This is a genomic window from Nocardioides sp. Iso805N (assembly GCF_000364605.1).
Taxonomy (GTDB): Bacteria; Actinomycetota; Actinomycetes; order Propionibacteriales; family Nocardioidaceae; genus Nocardioides.
Genome location: NZ_KB822585.1, coordinates 1 through 20,918, shown reverse-complemented (window position 1 = coordinate 20,918; position 20,918 = coordinate 1). Strand labels below are relative to the sequence as shown.

At 69.9% G+C, this 20,918-nt stretch carries 20 protein-coding genes and 1 rRNA gene; 1 reads left to right on the top strand and 20 read right to left on the bottom strand.

What is annotated here, in order from left to right:
* Positions 1-100 precede the first annotated feature (100 nt).
* The 6 genes from H036_RS0118200 to H036_RS0118175 all read right to left on the bottom strand — a co-directional run bounded on the left by H036_RS0118200 (position 101) and on the right by H036_RS0118175 (position 4,060).
* A complete protein-coding gene (locus H036_RS0118200; RefSeq protein ID WP_017936240.1) occupies positions 101-859 on the bottom strand; it encodes a pseudouridine synthase in 759 nt (252 codons plus the stop codon).
* Entirely contained in the window at positions 852-1,523 is a 672-nt protein-coding gene (gene scpB / locus H036_RS23625; RefSeq protein ID WP_017936239.1) for an SMC-Scp complex subunit ScpB, read from the bottom strand. The genes H036_RS0118200 and scpB overlap by 8 nt, the downstream gene beginning before the upstream one ends.
* Positions 1,516-2,406, bottom strand: coding sequence for a segregation and condensation protein A (locus tag H036_RS23620; protein ID WP_017936238.1), 891 nt, complete (start codon positions 2,404-2,406; stop codon positions 1,516-1,518). The genes scpB and H036_RS23620 overlap by 8 nt, the downstream gene beginning before the upstream one ends.
* Positions 2,403-2,780, bottom strand: a complete 378-nt coding sequence (locus H036_RS0118185) for a hypothetical protein (RefSeq protein WP_017936237.1) — start codon at positions 2,778-2,780, stop codon at positions 2,403-2,405. The genes H036_RS23620 and H036_RS0118185 overlap by 4 nt, the downstream gene beginning before the upstream one ends.
* Positions 2,762-3,643, bottom strand: coding sequence for a ParA family protein (locus H036_RS23615; protein ID WP_017936236.1), 882 nt, complete (start codon positions 3,641-3,643; stop codon positions 2,762-2,764). Before H036_RS23615 ends, H036_RS0118185 begins: the two co-directional genes overlap by 19 nt.
* A gap of 126 nt (positions 3,644-3,769) precedes the next feature.
* A complete protein-coding gene (locus tag H036_RS0118175; RefSeq protein WP_017936235.1) occupies positions 3,770-4,060 on the bottom strand; it encodes a GNAT family N-acetyltransferase in 291 nt (96 codons plus the stop codon).
* Positions 4,061-4,174: 114 nt separating this feature from the next.
* Between H036_RS0118175 and H036_RS0118170 the strand changes: the two genes are divergently transcribed.
* The gene (locus H036_RS0118170; protein WP_017936234.1) at positions 4,175-6,181 is read left to right on the top strand and encodes a S53 family peptidase; all 2,007 of its coding nucleotides are present in this window, start codon (positions 4,175-4,177) and stop codon (positions 6,179-6,181) included.
* Positions 6,182-6,303: 122 nt separating this feature from the next.
* Here H036_RS0118170 and H036_RS0118165 read toward each other — a convergent pair whose 3' ends face one another.
* From H036_RS0118165 to rrf, 14 genes are all read right to left on the bottom strand, one after another.
* Entirely contained in the window at positions 6,304-8,859 is a 2,556-nt protein-coding gene (locus H036_RS0118165; protein ID WP_017936233.1) for a DEAD/DEAH box helicase, read from the bottom strand.
* Positions 8,856-9,809, bottom strand: coding sequence for a site-specific tyrosine recombinase XerD (xerD, locus tag H036_RS0118160; RefSeq protein WP_026146154.1), 954 nt, complete (start codon positions 9,807-9,809; stop codon positions 8,856-8,858). The genes H036_RS0118165 and xerD overlap by 4 nt, the downstream gene beginning before the upstream one ends.
* Positions 9,806-10,924, bottom strand: a complete 1,119-nt coding sequence (gene ald / locus H036_RS0118155) for an alanine dehydrogenase (protein ID WP_017936231.1) — start codon at positions 10,922-10,924, stop codon at positions 9,806-9,808. The genes xerD and ald overlap by 4 nt, the downstream gene beginning before the upstream one ends.
* 27 nt (positions 10,925-10,951) lie before the next feature.
* A complete protein-coding gene (locus H036_RS0118150) occupies positions 10,952-11,527 on the bottom strand; it encodes an NUDIX domain-containing protein (RefSeq protein WP_017936230.1) in 576 nt (191 codons plus the stop codon).
* A gap of 6 nt (positions 11,528-11,533) precedes the next feature.
* Complete coding sequence (locus H036_RS23610; protein WP_017936229.1) at positions 11,534-13,264, bottom strand: CTP synthase; 1,731 nt, start codon at positions 13,262-13,264, stop codon at positions 11,534-11,536.
* 11 nt (positions 13,265-13,275) lie between these two features.
* The gene (locus tag H036_RS0118140) at positions 13,276-14,187 is read right to left on the bottom strand and encodes a copper transporter (protein ID WP_017936228.1); all 912 of its coding nucleotides are present in this window, start codon (positions 14,185-14,187) and stop codon (positions 13,276-13,278) included.
* Entirely contained in the window at positions 14,184-15,332 is a 1,149-nt protein-coding gene (gene steA, locus H036_RS23605; protein ID WP_017936227.1) for a putative cytokinetic ring protein SteA, read from the bottom strand. The genes H036_RS0118140 and steA overlap by 4 nt, the downstream gene beginning before the upstream one ends.
* 81 nt (positions 15,333-15,413) lie before the next feature.
* Positions 15,414-17,159, bottom strand: coding sequence for a DNA repair protein RecN (recN, locus tag H036_RS0118130; RefSeq protein WP_017936226.1), 1,746 nt, complete (start codon positions 17,157-17,159; stop codon positions 15,414-15,416).
* Positions 17,159-18,112 (bottom strand): NAD kinase, encoded by a 954-nt coding sequence (locus H036_RS0118125; RefSeq protein WP_017936225.1) that lies wholly within the window; start codon positions 18,110-18,112, stop codon positions 17,159-17,161. Before H036_RS0118125 ends, recN begins: the two co-directional genes overlap by 1 nt.
* A complete protein-coding gene (locus H036_RS23600) occupies positions 18,109-18,945 on the bottom strand; it encodes a TlyA family RNA methyltransferase (protein WP_017936224.1) in 837 nt (278 codons plus the stop codon). Before H036_RS23600 ends, H036_RS0118125 begins: the two co-directional genes overlap by 4 nt.
* A 6-nt stretch (positions 18,946-18,951) precedes the next feature.
* A complete protein-coding gene (locus tag H036_RS23595; protein WP_036489179.1) occupies positions 18,952-19,137 on the bottom strand; it encodes a hypothetical protein in 186 nt (61 codons plus the stop codon).
* On the bottom strand, positions 19,134-20,117 hold the full coding sequence (locus H036_RS23590) for an HAD-IIA family hydrolase (protein ID WP_017936222.1): 984 nt from the start codon (positions 20,115-20,117) through the stop codon (positions 19,134-19,136). Before H036_RS23590 ends, H036_RS23595 begins: the two co-directional genes overlap by 4 nt.
* An 81-nt stretch (positions 20,118-20,198) precedes the next feature.
* Positions 20,199-20,588, bottom strand: coding sequence for a single-stranded DNA-binding protein (locus tag H036_RS0118105; RefSeq protein WP_081615619.1), 390 nt, complete (start codon positions 20,586-20,588; stop codon positions 20,199-20,201).
* A gap of 182 nt (positions 20,589-20,770) precedes the next feature.
* Positions 20,771-20,887, bottom strand: a 5S ribosomal RNA gene (rrf, locus tag H036_RS0118100).
* Positions 20,888-20,918 lie beyond the last annotated feature (31 nt).

The window sequence follows — 20,918 nt, the reverse complement described above, 5'->3', positions numbered from 1 at the left end:
TCGCTCACTCGTCGCTCACTCGTCGGCGGCTGCGGTCGCCGTTGACGCACCGCAGCGAAGACAGGCTAGTGGCCGCGTCCCGAGACACGGACACCGCGTGTCAGAGCTGAGTGCTGTCCAGCAGCTCGCCGAGCTCGTCGACGGTGAGCTCACGCAGCTCACCAGCCTTCAGCGTGCCGAGCTTCACCGGGCCGATGCGGGTGCGGGTCAGGCGGGTCACCGGGTGACCGACCTGGTCGAGCAGCCGGCGCACGATCCGGTTGCGGCCCTCGTGGATGGTCAGCTCGATGATCGACTTCTTCTGGGTCGCCTGCACGATCCTGGCACCGCTGACGGTCACCGGCCCGTCCTCCAGCGTGACGCCCTCCAGGAGCTGCTTTCGGATCCGCGGGAACAGCTCGCCGCTGACCTCGGCGACGTACGTCTTGTCGACCTCGTAGGAGGGGTGCGCCAGTCGATGCGCGAAGTCCCCGTCGTTCGTCAGGATGATCAGGCCGGACGTGTCGGTGTCGAGACGGCCGACATGGAAGAGCCGCTCCGGCCGGTCCGCGACCAGGTCCTGCAGCGTGCGCCGGCCCTCCGGATCGCTCATGGTGGAGACCACGCCGCGGGGCTTGTTGAGGACCAGGTAGACCTTCTCGCTGATCGGTGGCAGGCGCTTGCCGTCGATCCGGATCAGGTCGCGGGCAGGGTCGACCTTGGTGCCGAGCCGGGTGACCACCTCGCCGTTGATCTCGACCAGGCCGCCCAGCATCAGCTCCTCGCTGCGACGGCGGCTGGCGACACCGGCGAGCGCGAGCAGCTTCTGGATGCGGATCAGGCCCTCCTCGTCGAGAGGGAGGTCCGTGCGCTCAATCATCGTCTCGCTCCTGCATCGTTTCCTGCGTGTGTTCGTGAGTCGACGCCGGGCTGATCATCTCGGCCAGCTCGTCCTCGAGGTCGTCCATCTCGGGCAGGTACGGCGCCAGCTCGGGCAGCTCGTCCAGGCCGGTCACGCCGATCCGCTCCAGGAAGTAGCTGGTGGTGCGGTAGAGATGGGCTCCGGTGTCGGTGTCCTGACCGGCCTCCTCGACCAGTCCGCGCGCCAACAGCGTGCGCATCACCCCGTCGACGTTGACCCCGCGGATCGCACTGACCCGTGCTCGGGACACCGGCTGCTTGTAGGCCACCACGGCCAGCGTCTCCAGAGCCGCCTGGGTCAAGCGCGCCTGCTGGCCCTCGAGGACGAAGCCCTCCACCACCCCGGCGTACTCCTCCCGGGTGTAGAATCGCCAGCCGCCCGCCACGTTGCGCAGGTCGAAGCCGCGCCCCTGCTCGGTGTACTCGGCCGACAGCGCCGCCAGCGCCGCCTCCACCTCGGCCATCGGATGACCCACCGACGTCGCGAGCACCGTCGGCGCCAGCGGCTGGTCGGCCACCATCAGCACCGCCTCCAGCGCTGGGCGCAGCGGCACGCGGGGCACCGCCGCCTCCCTGTCCTCGTCAGGTACGTCGAGGGTCTCGCCCTCGGTCTGCTCACTCATCGGCTTCCTCCGCAGCTCCGCCGGCTTCCACCGGCGGCTGCCCTTCGAACTCGTCCTGGATCAGCCCGTCGATGTCGATCCCACCGGTGCCGCCGTCATGGTCCTCGCCCGTCCAGCGCACCGTCAGCTCACCGAGCGGGCTGACCTGGTCGAAGGCGACGGCGCCCTCGCGGAACAGCTCCAGCAGGCTGAGGAACCGTGCCACCGTGGTCAGCGTGTCCGGTGAGTCGCCGCACAGCGCCCGGAAGGTCAGCGTGCCGGCCCGGCGCAGCCGGTCGACCACGATCCCGGCCTGCTCGCGCACGCTCACCTTGGGGGCATGGATGTGGTGCAGGGTCAGCTCGGGCGGTCCGGGCTTGGGTGCCATCGCCTTGGCGGCGAGCGCCGCGAACTGCTCGAGCCCGATGCCGATCAGCACCTCCGGAAGCAGCGTCGCGTAGCGCTCCTCCAGGCCGACCGCGCGCGGATGCCGCAGGCTCTCGGCGGCCAGCCGTCCGGACAGCACCGTCGCCACCTGCTTGAACGCCTTGTACTGCAGCAGCCGGGCGAACAGCAGGTCGCGCGCCTCCAGCAGCGCGAGGTCCTCCTCGTCCTCGACGTCCCCCTGCGGCAGCAGCCGGGCGGCCTTGAGGTCGAGCAGGGTCGCAGCAACCAGCAGGAAGCTGGAGGTCTGCTCCAGGTCCCACTCCTTGCCGCCCGCCTTCACGTGGGCGATGAACTCGTCGGTGACCTTCGCCAACGCGATCTCGGTGATGTCGAGCTTGTGCTTGGCGATCAGGCTCAGCAGCAGGTCGAAGGGACCCTCGAAGTTGTCCAACCGGACGGCGAAGCCGTGCTCGGCCTCCACGGTCGCCGAGCCTGTCGAGGCGGCCGCGCTGCTCATCCGTCTGCGAGCCGGCGCACCAGCGCGCTCTGCTCGCCGTTGCTCTCCAGGTCGGCCAGCACGATCGCGACGGCCTCGCGCACCAGCCGGCCGCGGTCGACCGCCATGCCGTGCTTGCTGCGCAGCGTGAGCCGGGCGTGCTCGAGCTCGAGCAGCTCATCGGCGGTGACGTAGACAGTCATCTTCTCGTCGTGCCGGACCCGTCCGCTGGAACGCCTGGTGCCCTGCTTGCCGCCGGCCTTCGCGTCCGCCTCGGCCGCGGGCTCCTCCCCCGCATCCGGTACGGCGCGCACCGGCTTGGCCGACTCGCCCTCGCCGGCGGTGGGCCTGAAGAGGTCGTCGGCGGAGGGCAGACTCACACGCCGCGCTGCCACCGGGCGAGCACCTCCTTGGCAAGCTGGCGGTAGGACTCGGCACCCGGGGAGTTGGAGGCGTAGGTGGTGATCGGCTCGCCGACGACGGTGGCGTCGGAGAACTTCACGGTGCGCCGGATCACTGTGTGGAACACCGTCTCGCCCCAGCCGGACACCAGCGTCTCCATCACCTCACGGCTGTGCAGGGTGCGGCCGTCGTACATGGTGCCGAGCAGGCCGTCGATGGTCAGCTTCGGGTTGAGCCGCGAGCGCACCTTCTCGATGGTGTCCTTGAGCAGCGCGACGCCGCGCAGGGCGAAGTACTCACACTCCAACGGGATGATCACGCCGTCGCTGGCGGTCAGTGCATTGACCGTGAGCAGCCCCAGTGAGGGCTGGCAGTCGATCAGGATGACGTCGTAGCGGTCCATGACGGGCTGCAGCTTGCCGGTGAGCACCTGCTCGCGGCCCACCTCGTGGACGAGCTGGATCTCGGCGGCGGACAGGTCGATGTTGGCCGGCAGCAGGTCGACGCCGTCGACGTTGGTCTTCACCACCACGTCGTCGAAGCTCACGCCGGCATCCATCAGCAGCTGGTAGGTGCCGAGCTCGATCTCGTTGGGGTTGAGCCCGAGGCCGACCGACATGGACCCCTGCGGGTCGAAGTCGACCAGCAGCACCTTGCGGCCGAGCTCGGCCAGCGCAGCACCCAGGCTGATGGTGGTCGTCGTCTTGCCGACGCCGCCCTTCTGGTTGCACAGCGCCACCACGCGGGCCGGGCCGTGCTCACTGAGCCGCTCCGGCTCCGGGAAGACGGGCAACGGCCTTCCGGTGGGCCCCAACTGCTCGACGACGGGCGACTCGAACGGCAGGGCGTCGGACACGGGTGCTCCACTCTCACTTCACGGTGCTGGGCGATCCGCCTCGCGGATCCGGCCGGGGGAATATGTCGACACGGCGACACAACCGATGCGGGCGACTCTACAACCTCGGCACGCTGCTTCGGACCCTCATCGCCGGTGGACGAGGTCCTCGTATTCGGGGTGCTTCTCGATGTAGCTCTTGATGAACGGGCACAACGGGATCACGTCGTGCCGCCCATCGGCCCGGACGTCGTCGAGTGCGCCCTTGGCCAAGGCCCCTCCGACCCCCTGTCCACCGAACTTGTCCTCGACCTCGGTGTGCAGGAAGACCACCGTGCTCGGACCGAGCCCGTAGACGGCGATCCCAGCAAGCTCGCCGTCGAGCCAGGCCTCGTAGCGGTTCTCGGCGGGATTGTTGCGGACTTCGACATCGCTCATGTCCGAAGCCTAGGCCGTCCCGGCCTTCACCGAACTTGGCTCTTGTCAGGCAGGCCGCTCGGGACGAAGATCAGGCCCATGCGGCATCTCGGCGGTGTCGCGGACAGGAGAATCATGCGCACCACTCGGGTGGGAGTTCTGGCGATCATCGCCGTCGGTACGGTCGGCCTGGCCACCGTCGGCATGTCACCGGCTTCGGCACAGGGAGGCGGCCGGCACGATCTGCACGGCAGCCGTCCGGCCTGGCAGACGAACCCCAAGTTCCAGAAGACAGGCACGGTCGCCACCTCGAAGAAGGTGACCGCGAAGGTGTGGCTCGGAGCCAACAACAGCTCCGACCTCGCTGCGCTCGCGCAGTCGGTCAGCGATCCGACCAGCGCCAGCTACGGGAAGTACCTCACCCACGACCAGTACGTCGCTCAGTTCGCACCGACGCAGGCCCAGGTCGCCCAGGTCAAGAGCTGGCTGACCAGCGACGGCCTCAGCGTGACCTCGGTCGGATCGGACAACCACTACGTGGCCGTCAGCGGCACCGCCGCCGAGGTCTCCAAGGCGTTCGGCACCACGATGTCGACCTACAAGTTCGACGGCGGCACCGTCCAGGCACCCGACTCGACGCTGTCGGTGCCCAACTCGGTGACCACACCTGTGCTCGCGATCACCGGGCTCACCCCGGCCGGTCACACGGTCCAGCCGCAGAGCCAGCCACAGGATCTCGGTGCACCGGCGGGCTTCGTCAACGCCACCCCGTGCTCCTCCTACTACGGGCAGAAGGACGCGACCACGCTGCCGAAGTTCCAGGGCAAGACACTGCCCTACGCGGTCTGCGGCTACACGCCCAAGCAGCTGCGCGGCACCTACGGCGTCGGCAACAAGCAGGACGGCAGCGGGCAGACCGTCGCGATCGTGGACGCCTTCGACTCCTCGACGCTGGCCGCGGACGCCTCGACGTACGCCACCCGGCACGGCGACCCGGCCCTGCGTCGCGGGCAGTTCAGTGACCTGAGCTTCCCCGAGGGCGCCTCCACCGCATCGCCCGACCCGATCGGCGACTGCGGCGGCAACGGCTGGTACGGCGAGCAGGCGCTCGACGTCGAGGCCGTGCACGGCATGGCGACCGGCGCGAACATCCAGTACGTCGGCGCAGCGAGCTGCTTCGACGACGACCTGCTGGCCTCGCTGTCGAAGATCGTCTCGATCAACAAGGCATCGCTGATCTCCAACTCGTGGGGCGAGCCGACAGTGATCGCGAACGACCCGGCCGACGGCTGCACCACCGACACGCCGTGCCTCACCCTCGACCAGTCCACGATCGACGCCTACCAGTCGATCTTCCAGCAGGGCGCCGTGCAGGGCATCGGCTTCTACTTCTCCTCCGGTGACGACGGGGACGAGCTGGCCAACGCCGGCTACATCCACCCCGACTACCCGGCGGGCGACCCGTGGGTGACCGCCGTCGGTGGCACCGCCCTGGGCGTGACCAAGGCCAACACCCGTCAGTTCGAGACCGGCTGGGGCACCAACAAGTACTCCCTGACCGCAGACGGCAAGAGCTGGGACCCCACCACCAAGACCTGGCTGTACGGCGCCGGAGGCGGCTTCAGCCAGCTCTTCGACCAGCCCTTCTACCAGCGCGGCGTGGTGCGGAACAACCCGACGGGCGGCCGCGCCGTGCCGGACATCGCGATGGATGCGGATCCGACCACGGGCATGCTGATCGGTGAGACCCAGGACTTCGCACTGCCCAGCGTCTTCGGGCCCGCCGGCGTCCACTACGGCGAGTACCGCGTCGGCGGCACCAGCCTCGCCTCACCGCTCCTCGCGGGGGTCCAGGCCGTCGCCCAGCAGCGCGCCCACGGCCGGCTCGGCTTCGCCAACCCCTTGATCTACAGCCTGGCCAAGACGACCTCGTCGTTCTACGACCCGGCCTCGAAGGGGCCCGATGCGGGCAACATCCGCTCGGACTACACCAACGGTTACAACAACGCCGACGGCTTCCTCTACACCGTCCGCACGTTCGACCAGGACTCCTCGCTCAACGTGAACAGGGGCTGGGACGACGTGACAGGCGTCGGCACCGTCACCGGGACCTACCTCGACAAGGTGGCCCGTCGGTACTGATTCAGCAGCACCCCACGCGAGGGGCGTCTCCCATGGTGGAGGCGCCCCTCGTGGCGTTGATTCGGGGATTTATCCGGGTTGAGTCGGGCCTCCGTACGCGTCCAGTCCGGCCTCCGGCACACCTACAGCCGGCGCATGGCGATGGTCCGCAGCACCAGCTCGCCGACCTCGTCGGTGGCGTCCAGGTCGACCTCCGCCTCGATCACCCAGTCGTGGTGACCGGCCGGATCTGCCAGCGTCTGGGTCAGGTGGCGGATTCGGCCCTCGTCCCGCGCGGCGAGCATCTTCGGTCCCCGAGCGTCCGCGTCGAGGCCGACCGAGCCGTGCTCGGTGTAGTACTCCTCCAGCGCCTCGTCCCACACCGAGCGCTTCATCACGATCTCCGCCGGTGGGTCGGTGCGATCGGCGGCGGCCCGCTCCATCGCCATCAGTGCGTCGAGGTCGTCGCGGGCGACCGCATCGACTCGAGCCCACATCGCGTTGCGGACCATCACCTCGAAGGCGCGGCCCTGCTGCGAGAGAGCGCGCGGCGGGGGCGGCGGCGCGTGGTGCGCCACATCGGGCCGCACGTGCGCCGGGTCGTTGAGCGCTTCCCACTCGTCGAGCAGCGAGGAGTCGGTCTGGCGGACTGTCTCCCCCAGCCAGGCGATCAGGTCCTCCAGCTCCGGCGTGACGACCGCCGCAGGCAGGGTGTGCGAGAGCGTGCGATAGGCGTCGGTGAGGTAGCGCAGCACCAGTCCCTCGGAGCGGGCGAGCTGGTAGCGGCCGACGATGTCGGTGAAGCTCATCCCCTGCTCGTACATCTCTCTCACCACCGACTTCGGGTCGAGCGCGTCCTCGGGCAGCCACGGGTGCGAGGTCCGGTAGACCTCGTAGAGCGCCTCGAGACGCTCCGCCAGCGGCTTGGGCCAGGTGATGTCCTCGAGCAGCGCCATCCGCTCCTCGTACTCGACCCCGTCGGCCTTCATCTCCTCCACGGCCTTGCCGCGAGCGGCGTACTGCTGCGCGAGCAGCAGCTGCCGCGGCGGCTCCAGCACCGCCTCGATGGTGGAGAGCACCTCGAGGGTGTGCTCCACCGACTCCGGGTCGAGGGTGTCCAGCGCCGCCAACGCGAAGTGCGCCAGCGGCTGGTTGAGCGCGAAGTCGGCCGGCAGGTCCTCGGTCAGGACGTAGCGTCGACCGAGCCGGTCCGGCACGTCGAGCCGCGTCAGGATCCCCGACCGAACCAGTGACCTCGCCAGCCGCAGCGCACGTCGAGCCAACCGGAGCTGCTCACGCCGCGACTCGTGGTTATCGGCCAGCAGGCGACGCAGCACCGCGAAGGCGTCCTCCTCGCGCGCCACCACGTTGAGCAGCATCGCGTTGTCGACCTTCATCCGGCTCTGCAGCGGCTCCGGCTGGCCCTCCACCAGGCGGGTGAAGGCCGCCTCGTTCCACACGACGGTGCCCTCCGGCGGCTTCTTCAGCTGTGCCTTGGAGTTCTTCTTGCCCGCGGCCTGCCGCTCGACCGCCTTGGCCTTGGCCTTCTCGTTCTCGATGACATGCTCGGGAGCCTGTACGACGACGTACCCGGCGGTGTCGTACCCGGCACGGCCCGCCCGACCGGCGATCTGCAGGAACTCGCGCGTGCGCAGGATCCGCTGCCGGCGGCCGTCGAACTTCGCCAGCCCCGTGAACAGCACCGTCCGGATCGGGACGTTGATGCCCACGCCGAGGGTGTCGGTGCCGCAGATGACGCGGAGCAGGCCGGCCTGGGCCAGCTGTTCCACCAGCCGCCGGTAGCGCGGCAGCATGCCGGCGTGGTGCACGCCGATGCCCTTGCGCAACAGCTTGCCCAGCGTCTTGCCGAACCCCGCAGCGAACCGTACGTCGGCCAGCCGCCTCGCCAGCTCCTCCTTGTCGGGCGGCGTGATCCACCCGGCCGACTGCAGCGAGGTGGCGTGCTCGACCGCCGCCGCCTGGGTGAAGTGCACGACGTAGACCGGGGCCTGGCCGGTGGTGACCAGCTCCTCCAGAGTGTCGGCCATCGGCGTCATCGCCCAGGTGAAGCTCAGCGGCACCGGCCGCTCTGCCTGGTCGACCAGCACCGACTCACGTCCGTTGCGACGGGTGAGGTCCTCGCGCAGCTCACGGGTGTCGCCGAGCGTGGCCGACATCAGCAGGAACTGCGCCTGCGGCAGCTCCAGCAGCGGCACCTGCCAGGCCCAGCCACGGTCGGGCTCGCCGTAGTAATGGAACTCGTCCATGATCACCAGGCCGATGTCGGCGCGGGTGCCCTCACGCAGCGCGATGTTGGCCAGCACCTCGGCGGTGCACGCGATGATCGGGGCATCGGCATTGACCGAGGCGTCGCCGGTCAGCATGCCGACGTTCTCCGCGCCGAAGACCTCGCACAGGTCGAAGAACTTCTCGCTGACCAGCGCCTTGATCGGTGCGGTGTAGAAGCTGACCCGGTCGCTGGCCAGGGCGGCGGCGTGGGCGCCGATGGCGACCAGCGACTTGCCGGACCCGGTCGGCGTCGCCAGGACGACATTGGCGCCGCCCAGCAGCTCGATGATCGCCTCGTCCTGGTGCGGGTAGAGCTCCAGCCCGCGGCCGGTGGCGTACCGGCTGATGGCCTCGTATACGTCGTCGGGGCTGGCCCCGACCGGGGGGACCCACTGTTTGGTCACGTTCACCGGGCTCTCGGGTGCGCGGTCGCGAAGACCTCACGCAGGTTGTCGACGGTCACGAGGGTGTAGATCTGCGTCGTGGTCACCGACGCGTGCCCCAGCAGCTCCTGCACCACGCGTACGTCGGCGCCGCCGTCCAGGAGGTGGGTGGCGAAAGAGTGCCGCAAGGTGTGCGGCGAGACGTCCTTGGTGACACCGGCCCGCTCAGCGGCCCGTACCAGCACCGCCCACGCCGACTGTCGCGAGAGCCGGCCGCCCCGGGCGTTGAGGAAGACCGCGCCGCCCACATTCACCGAGCCGGCCGAGGTGACCAGCCCCGGCCGCGAGCGGCTGAGATAGGCCTCCACGGCGCGGCGGGCGTAGGAGCCGAGCGGCACCAAACGCTCCTTGCCCCCCTTGCCGCGCAGCAGCACCGTGCCGCCGGGCTCCCCCGGCGGCAGGTCCAGGTCGTCGATGGCGAGACCGACCGCCTCGGAGATCCGCGCGCCGGTGCCGTAGAGCACCTCGAGCAGCGCTCGGTCCCGAAGCGTCAGCGGCGTCTCGGGTGTACCTGCTGCTTCCAGGATCGCCTCGACGTCCGAGAGCGGAAGCGCCTTGGGCAGCCGCTTGGTGGGCCGCGGCGGCCGCACCGCGCCGGCCGGGTCGAGCATCACCATCCCGTCGGCGAGCGCGAACCGGTGGAAGCCCCGGACCGCCACCACCGTCCGCGCGGCCGAGGTGGCCGAGAGCGGTTGGTGGTCGGGGTCACCCTCGCGCAGCCGCACCAGGAAGTCGGTCACGGTGCTCTCCGAGACGCCTGCCAGATCGTCGATGCCGGCGCCGCTCAGGAACTCCAGATAACGGCGCAGGTCACGACGGTAGGAGGCGAGGGTGTTGTCGGCCAGACCGCGCTCGACGGAGAGGTGGTCGAGATAGGTGCGGACGGCGGTGCTGGGGGCGATGCTGGTCTCGGTCAGGACAGCACGCTCTCCAAGGAGACCGCATCGATGCCCACGGCTTCGCCGACGGGTGTGTTCGTGAGCAGGCCGGCGTGGGTGTTGAGTCCCAGCGCCAGGCTCCGGTCGGTCTTGCACGCCTCGCGCCAGCCCTTGTCCGCCAGCGCGACCGTGTAGGGCAGGGTCGAGTTGGTCAGGGCGTAGGTCGAGGTGTTCGGTACGGCGCCGGGCATGTTGGCCACACAGTAGAACGTCGACTGGTGGACCTGGAACGTCGGGTCGGCATGCGTCGTGGGCCGCGAGTCCTCGAAACACCCACCCTGGTCGATCGCGATGTCGACCAGCACCGAGCCGGGCTTCATCTGCGCGACCAGCTCGTTGGTGACCAGCTTCGGTGCCGCAGCGCCGGGGATCAGCACCGCCCCGATGACCAGGTCCGCCTGCTTGACCTGCTCCTCGACCGCGAGCTTGGAGGAGGCCAGCCCGTGCACCCGGTTGTCATAGCGCCAGAACGACATCCGCAGCTTGTCCAGGTCGGTGTCGAGCAGCGTCACGTCCGCGCCCATCCCGAGTGCGATGTTCGCGGCGTTCTGCCCCGAGACGCCGGCCCCGAGGATGACGACCTTCGCGTTGGCCACACCCCCGACCCCGCCCATCAGAACACCGCGGCCACCCTGCGCCTTCAACAGGTTGTAGGCACCGACCTGCGGCGCCAGGCAACCGGCGACCTCCGACATCGGGTAGAGCAGCGGCAGCGCGCCCGACGGCAGCTGCACCGTCTCGTAGGCGATACCGGTGACCTTGCGCGCCAACAGCTCCTCGGTCAGCGGCTTGTCCGCGGCCAGGTGCAGGTAGGTGAACAGCGTCAGCCCCTCCCGGAGACGGTGGTACTCCTCCGCGACCGGCTCCTTGACCTTCAGCACCAGGTCGGCGCTGCCCCAGACCTCGTCCGGGTCGGTGAGCAGCCGGGCACCCGCCGCGACGTACTCCTCGTCGGGGATGGAGGAGCCGAGGCCCGCACCTTGCTCGATGACCACCTCGTGCCCGTGGGCGACGAGCTCGTGGACACCGACCGGGGTGATCGCAACCCGGTACTCGTGGTTCTTTACTTCTTTCGGTACGCCGATCCTGGTCATGATCCAGTCATACCCTGCGCCGCAGCGTTACGCGAGGCCCCGCGCCCGCACCATCAGCACGGCGATGATCAGCGGGGCGTCGGTGACATCACCGGCGAGCACGGCGCCTAGCAGATCCTCGAACGGCACCCACAACAGCTCCATGTCGGCCTCCTCGTGCTGGAGCACGAAGTCGCCGCGGTCCACCGCCGTCAGGTCGGTGGCCAGGAAGTAGTGGATGCGCTCGGCGATGATCCCCGGCGAGGAGTACGCCGCGGCCAACGGACGCCAGGTGGCCGCCGCGAAGGACGCCTCCTCGCGCAGCTCCCGCTGTGCGACCTCGAGCGGCTCCTCGCCGTCGGCGTCCAACAGCCCTGCCGGCAGCTCCACGAACCGCATGCCGGCAGGGTGCCGGTACTGCTTGAGGCAGAGCACCCGCCCGTCGTCGTCGAGCGCGATGATCACCGCCGCACCCGGGTGCTCGAGCACCAGCCGGGTGAAGATCTCCTCGCTGCCCGGGCGGCGGATGGTGTCACGGCGCAGGGCCATCACCCAGTCGTCGCGATGGAGGTCCGTGCTGGACATCACGGGCCATCGCTCGGCGCGGTCGCGCACCTCCGACATCCGCCGCTACTCCGCGTCGACCACGGCGACGGTGTCGGCCTCCGCCGGAGCCTCCGGCTCGGGCTCGCGGTGCAGCTTCGACTCGTCGATCGGGAAGCGCTGCTCCTTCTGCCGGGCGATCGCCGCGGCGACCAGGCCCTTGAACAGCGGGTGCGGCCGGGTCGGGCGCGAGCGCAACTCGGGGTGGGCCTGGGTGGCGATGTAGTAGGGGTGCGTCTCCCGCGGCAGCTCGACGAACTCGACCAGCTCGTTGTCAGGAGACGTGCCCGAGAACACCAGACCGGCTTCCTCGAGGCGCTCCCGGTAGGTGTTGTTGACCTCGTAGCGGTGACGGTGGCGCTCCTGGATGAGCGGCTCGCCGTACACCTCCTCGGCGATGGAGCCCTTCTTGAGCGCCGCCGGATAGAGACCCAGCCGCATGGTGCCGCCGAGGTCGCCGGCGCCCTCGACGAACGCGACCTGCTCGGCCATGGTGGCGATCACTGGCTCCGGGGTGTCGGCGTCGAACTCGGTCGAGCCGGCCTTCTCCAGGCCGAGCACCTCACGCGCGTACTCGATCACCATGCACTGCAGGCCCAGGCACAGACCCAGCGTCGGGATTCCGTGGATGCGGGTGTAGGTCAACGCGCCGAGCTTGCCCTCCAGACCGCGGATGCCGAAGCCGCCCGGCACGCAGACGCCGTCGAGGTCGGCCAGGTGCTTGGCCGCACCGGCCGGCGTCTCGCAGAGGTCGGAGGGGATCCAGCGCAGCTCCACCTTGGCCTCGTTGGCGAAGCCTCCGGCACGCAGTGCCTCGGCGACCGAGAGGTAGGCGTCGGGGAGGTCGATGTACTTGCCGACCAGGCCGATGGTGACGGTCTCCTTGGGGTGGTGCACCCGGCGGAGCAGGTCGTCCCAGATGCTCCAGTCGACATCGCGGAACGGCAGGTCGAGCTTGCGCACGACGTAGGCGTCCAGGCCCTCGCGGTGCAACACCTTGGGGATGTCATAGATCGAGGGAGCGTCGGCGGCGGTGACGACCGCCTGCTCGTCGACGTCGCACATCAGCGCGATCTTCGACTTGATGCCCTGCGGGAGCTCGCGGTCGGCGCGGCACACGATGGCGTCGGGCTGAATGCCGATCTGGCGCAGCGCCATCACCGAGTGCTGGGTCGGCTTGGTCTTGAGCTCCTTGGAGGGCCCGATGTAAGGCACCAGCGAGACGTGCACGAAGAACACGTTGTCGCGGCCGATCCGCTGTCGTACCTGGCGCGCGGCCTCGAGGAACGGCTGCGACTCGATGTCGCCGACGGTGCCACCGATCTCGGTGATGCAGACGTCGACCTCGGGACCGTGCATCGCCAGGATCCGGTCGACGATCTCGTTGGTGATGTGCGGGATGACCTGCACGGTCTCGCCCAGGTAGTCGCCGCGGCGCTCCTTGGCGATCACGTTGGAGTAGACCTGACCGGTGGTCACGTTCGCGTGCCCGGAGAGGTCGGTGTCGAGGAAGCGTTCGTAGTGGCCGATGTCCAGGTCGGTCTCGGCGCCGTCGTTGGTGACGAACACCTCGCCGTGCTGGAACGGGTTCATCGTTCCGGGATCGACGTTGAGATAGGGATCAAGCTTCTGCATCGTGACGCGGAGACCGCGCGAGCGCAGAAGGCGGCCGAGGCTGGAAGCCGTCAGGCCTTTCCCGAGAGAGGAGGCGACGCCCCCGGTGACGAAAACGTGCTTGGTGGCGGTGCCCGACTTCATGGACCTTAATCCTAACTGAGTGGAGCCACTCCATCGATTCCTGACGCGCCGTAGGCTCCGCCCCCGCCTGCAATCTGATGCACGAGGGCGAGGATCGTGGCGACCTGACCGCTGTTGCGCTCGTCCCCGTCGACGGTCGCGACGGCCTTGGCCTGGGCACCGAGGTTCACCGCGCGCAGTCGCTTGAGGTCGCCGCGCAGCCCCGAACCGGTGCTGCCGCTGACGACCACGCCGTGGGCGCGCGTCGCCGCACCTTGCACGAGACCGGCCAGGATGGTCGGGTCGACGTGGTCACCGAGCACCAGCAGGACCAGCGGAGCGGTGCTCTGCACGCTCGCCCGGGTGCCCGCCTGGGCTCCGGTCTGGGTGCCGTTGAGCGCCATCAGCTTGGACTCCGCCAGGGTGGCCAGGGCGGTCGCCTGGTCGGCCGACGGCGCCCCCGCCGTCGTCGTGGTGGCGATCGAGGAGCCGACGAGCTGACCGAATCGGACGTACGTCGGTTGCACGGCATCCACCAACCCGTGCGTCTGACCGGCGAGCTGGCTGCCCAGCGTGTCGACCATGGCCTTGCTGTCCGGGTCGATCGCGGAGCGGGTCACCTGCGTGGTGCTGGCGACGACTCCCCCTGCCGCCGTGACCTGGCCCGCCAGCGCCTCGATCACCGCGGCCGGTGCGCCCGGCATGGCGACGATGGCGACCTGCTGGTGAGCGAGCTTGCCGGCGTACAACGTCGGGGCGGTGGCGGCGGCAAGCTTGTCCCCCGCCTTCGCCTGGGCCACCAGCACAGCGTCGGCGCGCCGCGCGCCGGCCGAGGCCGTCGTCGAGGCGTCACCACGGTCGCTGAGCGGGCCACCGCCGAGGGCGATGCCGACGCCGAGGGCCGCGCAGATCCCGATCAGGGGCACGAGGGCGCGGCGGATCATCGGTTGACCCCGATCTGGTCGAGGAGGTCGTGCAACCAGTCGTGCCCGACATCGGTCGTGGCGATCGCCGCAGCCACCACCAGCACGCAGATCAGCAGCGCCAGCAGGACGTGGCGCACTCGGACACGTCCGGAGTACAGCGTCGGCACCGCTGAGGCGTCGACGACCTTCGGCCCGGCGGAGAGCCGGGCGAGGTAGGAGCCGGCCGCGCCATCGCGATCACGGTCGAGTACGTCGGTCAGGCTCGCACCCAGACCAGCGGCCACCAGCACCCGCGGTGCGGCGGACTGCGCCACCAGCAGGGCGATGTCGCGCGAGCCGAGGCTGGTCACGATCCGGTGCGGCGCCGTACCCAACCGGGCGAGGCTGTCGTCGTGGACCGCGGAGGCGCCGCACAGCACGACGTCCTTGGCCGCACGCAGCACCTTCGCGTCCGGCAGGTCCTCGCCGGGGCCGACGATGACGACGTCGGCACGCAGGCCCGCCTGACGCACCGCCTTGAGCGCCGGCGCGGTCGCGACGACCGTGGGCCGCTGCTCACGCAGGAACGCCCGCATCCGGCGTAGCTGCTCGGGTGTCTCCGCCGCGTCGGCCACCACCAGCACGATGCGGCCTTCGAGCTGCGCTGACAGAGCGGGTAGTCCGATGCCGTGGAGCAGGACGCCCTGCTCGCGCCGGATCAGCTCGGTGCTGATGTGAGTGATCGTCTGCAGCTGGGTGGCCATCCCGGCGCGGGCCTCGGTCATCTGCGCCTGCGCCAGCTCCAGATCGACGACCCGGCCGGACGTGAGCCGCTGCTCGCCGTCGTAGACGGTGCCATCGTGGACCCTGGCGGTGCGACCGTCGGCGAGGGTGGCGAACCCACCGTCGCCGATCCCGTCGATCACCAGGACCCCAGCTTCGATCAGCAGCTGCGGACCGAGGTTGGGGAAGCGGCCCGATGTCATCGGCTGGGCATTGAGCACCGCTGAGACGCCGGCGTCCAACATCCGCTGGGCGGTGGGGCGATCGAGGTCGACATGGTCGATGACGGCGATGTCCCCCGCGCGCAGACGCGTCAGGAGGGAGCGGGTCGGGCGGCCGGCGCGCAGGGTTCCTACGATGCCGGCGGGGGCGACGGGGGCGGTCCGGGTGGGAAACTTCATGGCCCGGCAATCCTCACATCCGACCAGCGCTGGGCGGCGGACGCGGGCGGTCGGGTGTGTCGGAACGAGCGTCCCGCCGCGTCAGCCCTCGCCGCGTGCCGAACGCGCCACCGCGAGCAGCTCGCGGGCGTGGGCCAGTGCCGTGTCGGACTCGGCCATGCCGGCCAGCATCCGGGAGAGCTCGCGCTCACGACCGGCATCGTCGAGAACGCTCAGCCCCGACGTAGTGACGCTGCCGTCGCTGGACTTCTGCACCGCGACGTGGGTGTCGGCATAGGCCGCAACCTGCGGCAGGTGGGTCACCACCAGCACCTGGGAGTCGCGGGCGAGCTGGGCGAGGCGGCGGCCGATCTCGACAGCGGCGGCGCCACCGACCCCGGCGTCCACCTCGTCGAAGACGAAGGTCGGCACCGGGCTGGTCCCGGCCAGAGCGACCTCCACCGCGAGCATCACGCGGGAGAGCTCACCACCGGAGGCACCCTTGCCGAGCGGTCGCGGCTCCGAGCCGGTGTTGGCGGCGAGCAACAGCTCGACCTCGTCCACGCCGGACGCGCCGTATCGAAGACGTCGTCCGTCGACGTCCAGCGGCTCACGACCGTCCGCCTCACCGCCCTCGTGCTGCCGTACGTCGATGGTGAGCCGAGCATGCGGCATCGAGAGCAGGCCGAGCTCTGCGGTGACCTCCTCGGCCAGCGTCGCGGCGGCCGCGCTGCGTGCCCGGCTCAGCGCATCGGCGGACTCCGCGAGCTCGGCGCGCAGCTGCTCGCGCTGCTGGGCCAGCTCCGCGATCCGCTCGTCGGTTCCGTCGAGCTCGAGCAGTCGCCTCGCCGACTGCTCGGACCAGGTGAGCACCTCGTCGATGGTGTCGCCATACTTGCGTGTCAATCCGATCAGCGCCGCACGCCGCTCGGAGACGGCCGCCAGCCGGGCCGGGTCGGTGTCGATCCCGCTGGCGTAGGAGGCCACGTCAGCAGCCAGGTCGGAGAGCAGGTAGGTCAGCTCCGCCAGCCGGTCGGCGAGTGCTGCAGCCTCACTGTCGTGCTCGCGGACGCTGTCGAGCAGCCGTCGAGCAGCGGACGCGGCGCCGAGGGCGTCGGGGCTGCCCTCCTCACTGGAGAGTGCCTCGCGAGCCTGCTCGGCGGCGGTCCGCAGCGTGTCGGCGAAGCCGAGTCTGCTCTCCTCGGCCGCCAACGCGATGTCCTCCCCTACGGCTGGAGAGACTGCCTCGATCTCGTTGAGCCCGAACCGGAGTAGGTCGGCCTCGCGAACCCGCTCCCGCGCGCTGGTGCGAACGGCCTCCAGCTCCGCCTCCACAGCCCCCAGCTGCCGGTAACGGTCGGTGTAACCGCTTAGCAGCTCGTCGACCGCCGCGCCGCCAAAGCGATCCAACGCCTCGCGTTGGGCTCGTGGCTGGAGCAGTCGGTGCTGGTCCGATTGGCCGTGCACCGCGACCAGCGGGGCGGACAGCTCACCGAGGGTGGAGATCGGCACCGCCGCACCACCGGCGAAGGCACGCGAGCGGCCCTCCGCCGCGACGGTGCGCGCCAGAAGGACCCGGCCATCCTCGGCCTCACCTCCGGCCTCGTCTGTGGCAGCCACGAAGTCGGGCAGTGCCCGGGCGTCGACCACGCCCTCCACCCGAGCGATCTTGGCGCCCTTGCGTACGGCGCCCGCGTCGGCGCGGCCGCCCAGCAGCAGGCCGAGCGCGGTCACGATCATGGTCTTGCCTGCGCCCGTCTCACCGGTGATGACGGTCAGGCCGGGCCCGAGCTCGATGGTCGAGGAGTCGATCACACCGAGCGAGCTGATCCGAAGCTCCTCAAGCATCAGAGACTTCCCTTCCGACGCCGCTCGCTGGCACCGCGCCAGCCCTCGACGGACAGGCCGAACTTCGCCACGAGACGGTCCGTGAACGGCGCCTCGTGCAGTCGCACCAGCCGCACCGGCGCATCGCCACGCGTGACCTCGATCCGTGCCCCGACGGGCAGATCGACAGCCCTTCGACCGTCGCACCAGAGCACTCCGGTGCCGGCGGCGCCCGCCATCATCTCGATCGCGAGCACGGAGGTCGGCGCGACCACCAGCGGACGGGCGAACAGCGCGTGCGCACTGATCGGCACCATCAGCAGGGCCTCGACGGCCGGCCAGACGACCGGGCCGCCTGCACTGAAGTTGTAGGCGGTCGAGCCGGTGGGCGTCGCACAGACGACACCATCACAGCCCCACCGGGACAGCGGGCGGCCGTCGATCTCGACAACCACCTCGAGCATCCTCTCCCGGGCGGCCTTCTCCACGCTGGCCTCGTTGAGCGCGAAGGTCCGGAAGATCTCGTCTCGGCCGTGGAAGACGCGCACGTCCAAAGTGACGCGCTCCTCGGCGTGGTAGCGCTTCGCCACGATCGCATCGATCGTTGACTCGACGTCCTCCACCTCGGCCTCGGCCAGGAAGCCGACGTGTCCGAGGTTGACGCCCAGCACCGGCGTACGGCTGGCGTGGGTCACCTCCACCGCACGCAGGATGGTGCCGTCGCCGCCGATGACCAGAGCGAGCTCGCAGTCAGCTCCGGCAGCGTCGCTGCCCTCGACCACCTCGAGGCCGTCCTGCGCTCCCACCACGAGTCCGAGCTCGGCGACCTCCTCGGCGAGCATCCGCACCACGATGCCGTGCGAGATCAGGGCCTTGAAGCAGGCCAGCGCGACCTGCCGCGCCTCATCGCGACCCGTGTGGGTCAACATCAGGACGCGGCGCGGCTGCTCGGACTCCGTCGTGGCTGGGCTCACGGATCCACCTTCTCATCCGGTACCGACAGTCCGACGTTGGCGCGGACGGCCAACTCGATCTCCTCGGGGCTGATCGTCGCGTCGCCGCGTCGCAACCACAGGAAGTACTCCACGTTCCCCGAGGGTCCCGGCAGGGGGCTGGTGGTGACCGCCCGCGCGCCCCAGCCACGCCGCGCCGCAGCCGCGGCGACGGCGTTGACCGCCTCCGCTCGCAACCCTGGGTCGCGGACGACCCCGCCACGGCCGACCCGGTCCTTGCCGACCTCGAACTGAGGCTTGACCATCAGGGCCAGGTCGCCGTCCGCGGCCGTCACGCCGAGGAGCGCGTCGAGCACGAGCACCAGGGAGATGAAAGACAGATCTCCGACCACGACATCGACCGGTCCGCTGATCAGCTCCGTCGTCAGCTCGCGGACGTTCGTCCGGTCGTGCACCACGACCCTCGGATCCTGCTGCAGGCGCCAGACCAGCTGGCCGTAGCCGACATCGACAGCGACCACCTCGCGCGCACCCCGGCGCAGCAGGACGTCGGTGAATCCGCCGGTGGACGCACCCGCATCGAGACAGCGACGGCCGGCGACGCTGAGCCCGAGGCCTTCGAACGCCTCCAGCGCGCCAGCGAGCTTGTGGCCACCGCGGGAGGCGTACTCGGGATCGTCCGGATCCTCCCGGACCACGATCGCCACATCGGTCGTCACGCCGGTGGCAGGCTTGGTCGCGCGAGCACCGCTCACCGTCACCCTGCCTGCCGCGATCAGGTCGCTGGCGTGCTCACGGGAGCGGGCGAGCTTGCGGCGGACCAGCTCCGCGTCCAGTCGTAGGCGTCGAGGCACGCCCGCTCAGGCCCCGGGATCCGCGTCAAGCGCGCGACGCAGTGCGTCGTGCCCGCTGCCGAACACGGCCGCGTGCTGCTCGACGGGCGCATCGGAGAGGTCATCGACCGCGGCGAGAACCTCGTCGACCGCCGTCACACCGGTGCGCACGGGCCCGGACCCGCCAGCGGGATCGAACTCTGCCTCGCTCATGCGGGCAGGTTACCGCTTTCGGAAGGCTGCGAGGATGTCGGAGCCACCACCCCGGTAGCGTCGACCGGGTCGCCGACCGAGTCCAGATGCCGCCACCCTGCTACGGCGACCACCCTCCACCACTCGCTGGCACTGCCGTCGCCTGCTACGGCCAGGACGCCGTCGTTGACCGTCGCCGCCCAGCCGCCGGCCCGCACCTCCCCGGCAACGACCTCGGGCGCGCGATGTGTCTCGCGCAGCCCTCCGAGGTCGGCAGCGACGTACGAGGGCCGAGTCTGCGGCGTCGCGGCGAGAAGCTCCGCGAGCCCGGTGACTCCGGTCATCACCAACAAGGTGTCGACACCAACCGCCCTACCGCCCTCGATATCCGTGTCCAGCCGGTCCCCCACCATGAGCGGACGCTCGCCACCAACACGCTGAATCGTCTCCTCGAGCAGCGGGGGTGCAGGCTTCCCGGCCACCACGGGCGCCACCCCGGAGAACCGAGCGATCGTCTCGACCAGGACGCCATGCCCGGGCGCCTCTCCGTACGGCGTAGGGATGCTCCCATCGGTATTGGTCGCCACCCACGGCAGGCCACCGCGAATCCGGGTCGCGAGGCGCATGATGTCGCGCCACCGCACGTCTGGCCCGTAGCCGGTGACAGCGGCGTCAGCCTCGGCATCGACGGCCACGACCTCCAAACCGGCATCGCCAAGCGCTTCAACGAGACCCTCCGCGCCAAGCGTGGCGATCCGAGCACCGGCACCGAAGCGCTTAAGCAACACGCTGGCCGCCGCCTGCGCGGAGGTCACCACGTCGTGTGCCTCCACAGCGATCTTCAACTCCCGCAGGTGCTCCGCCACCTGCTGTGGTGGCCGAGCGGCATTGTTCGTCACGAAAGCCACCCGCATGCCAGCGTCCCGAGCGCGGGCGATGCTGCCTGCGGCCCCCGGGACCGCAGAGCCGCCGATATAGACGACACCGTCGAGATCGAGCATCGCGAGATCGTAGGCATCGCTCAACGGACTCGTGCACGTCTTCAGTCCCATGGGACCGCCTCTCAAAGAAGACAACCGCCGTCATGCTGCCATGCGTCGGATCCGACGGGCGGACCCGACCTCCACTTCCACCCGCGAGCCGGTCGACCCCACGGCCGTGCGGAAGAATCGCTTCCGCAGAGCCCCACGCACCTCCACCACGTCACCCTCAGCCCACGCCAGGACCTGGCGCCGCAGTCGTGGCTTCCAGGCGATGCAACTCAACACGTCGACCCGCTGGCGTGAGCGCAGCTCACTGTCCAGACGATCGACGATCACCATGAACGTGCACATCACCGCTTCGCTGGGCAGCGTGCGCTCCTCTGCCGGCGCGGACAATCGCCCGACCAACCGAACCTCGTTCGTCGAGAGCACGCCCAACCCCGCGGCCGCATTGCTCTCCTTGCTCCGACTGCTTCGATTCAGGCCCATCGGACATCACCTCCACCGACAGCGTGCCGAACCGACCGCGACTCCGCGACGCTTGATCGCTGGCCTGTGGATAGCAAGGCCGAGGCCTTGCTATGTGGAGCAAAGCGGACAGAAAATGCCCGTGAAATGCAGCGTAGGGCCGTTCCCCCGAAAACCGGGGGAACGGCCCTACGCTAATAATTGTCCGGCGGCGTCCTACTCTCCCACAACCTCCCGGTTGCAGTACCATCGGCGCTGAAGGGCTTAACTTCCGGGTTCGGGATGGGACCGGGTGTTTCCCCTTCGCTATGACCGCCGTAACCCTATCGACCCCCACACAATGGGGGAAAA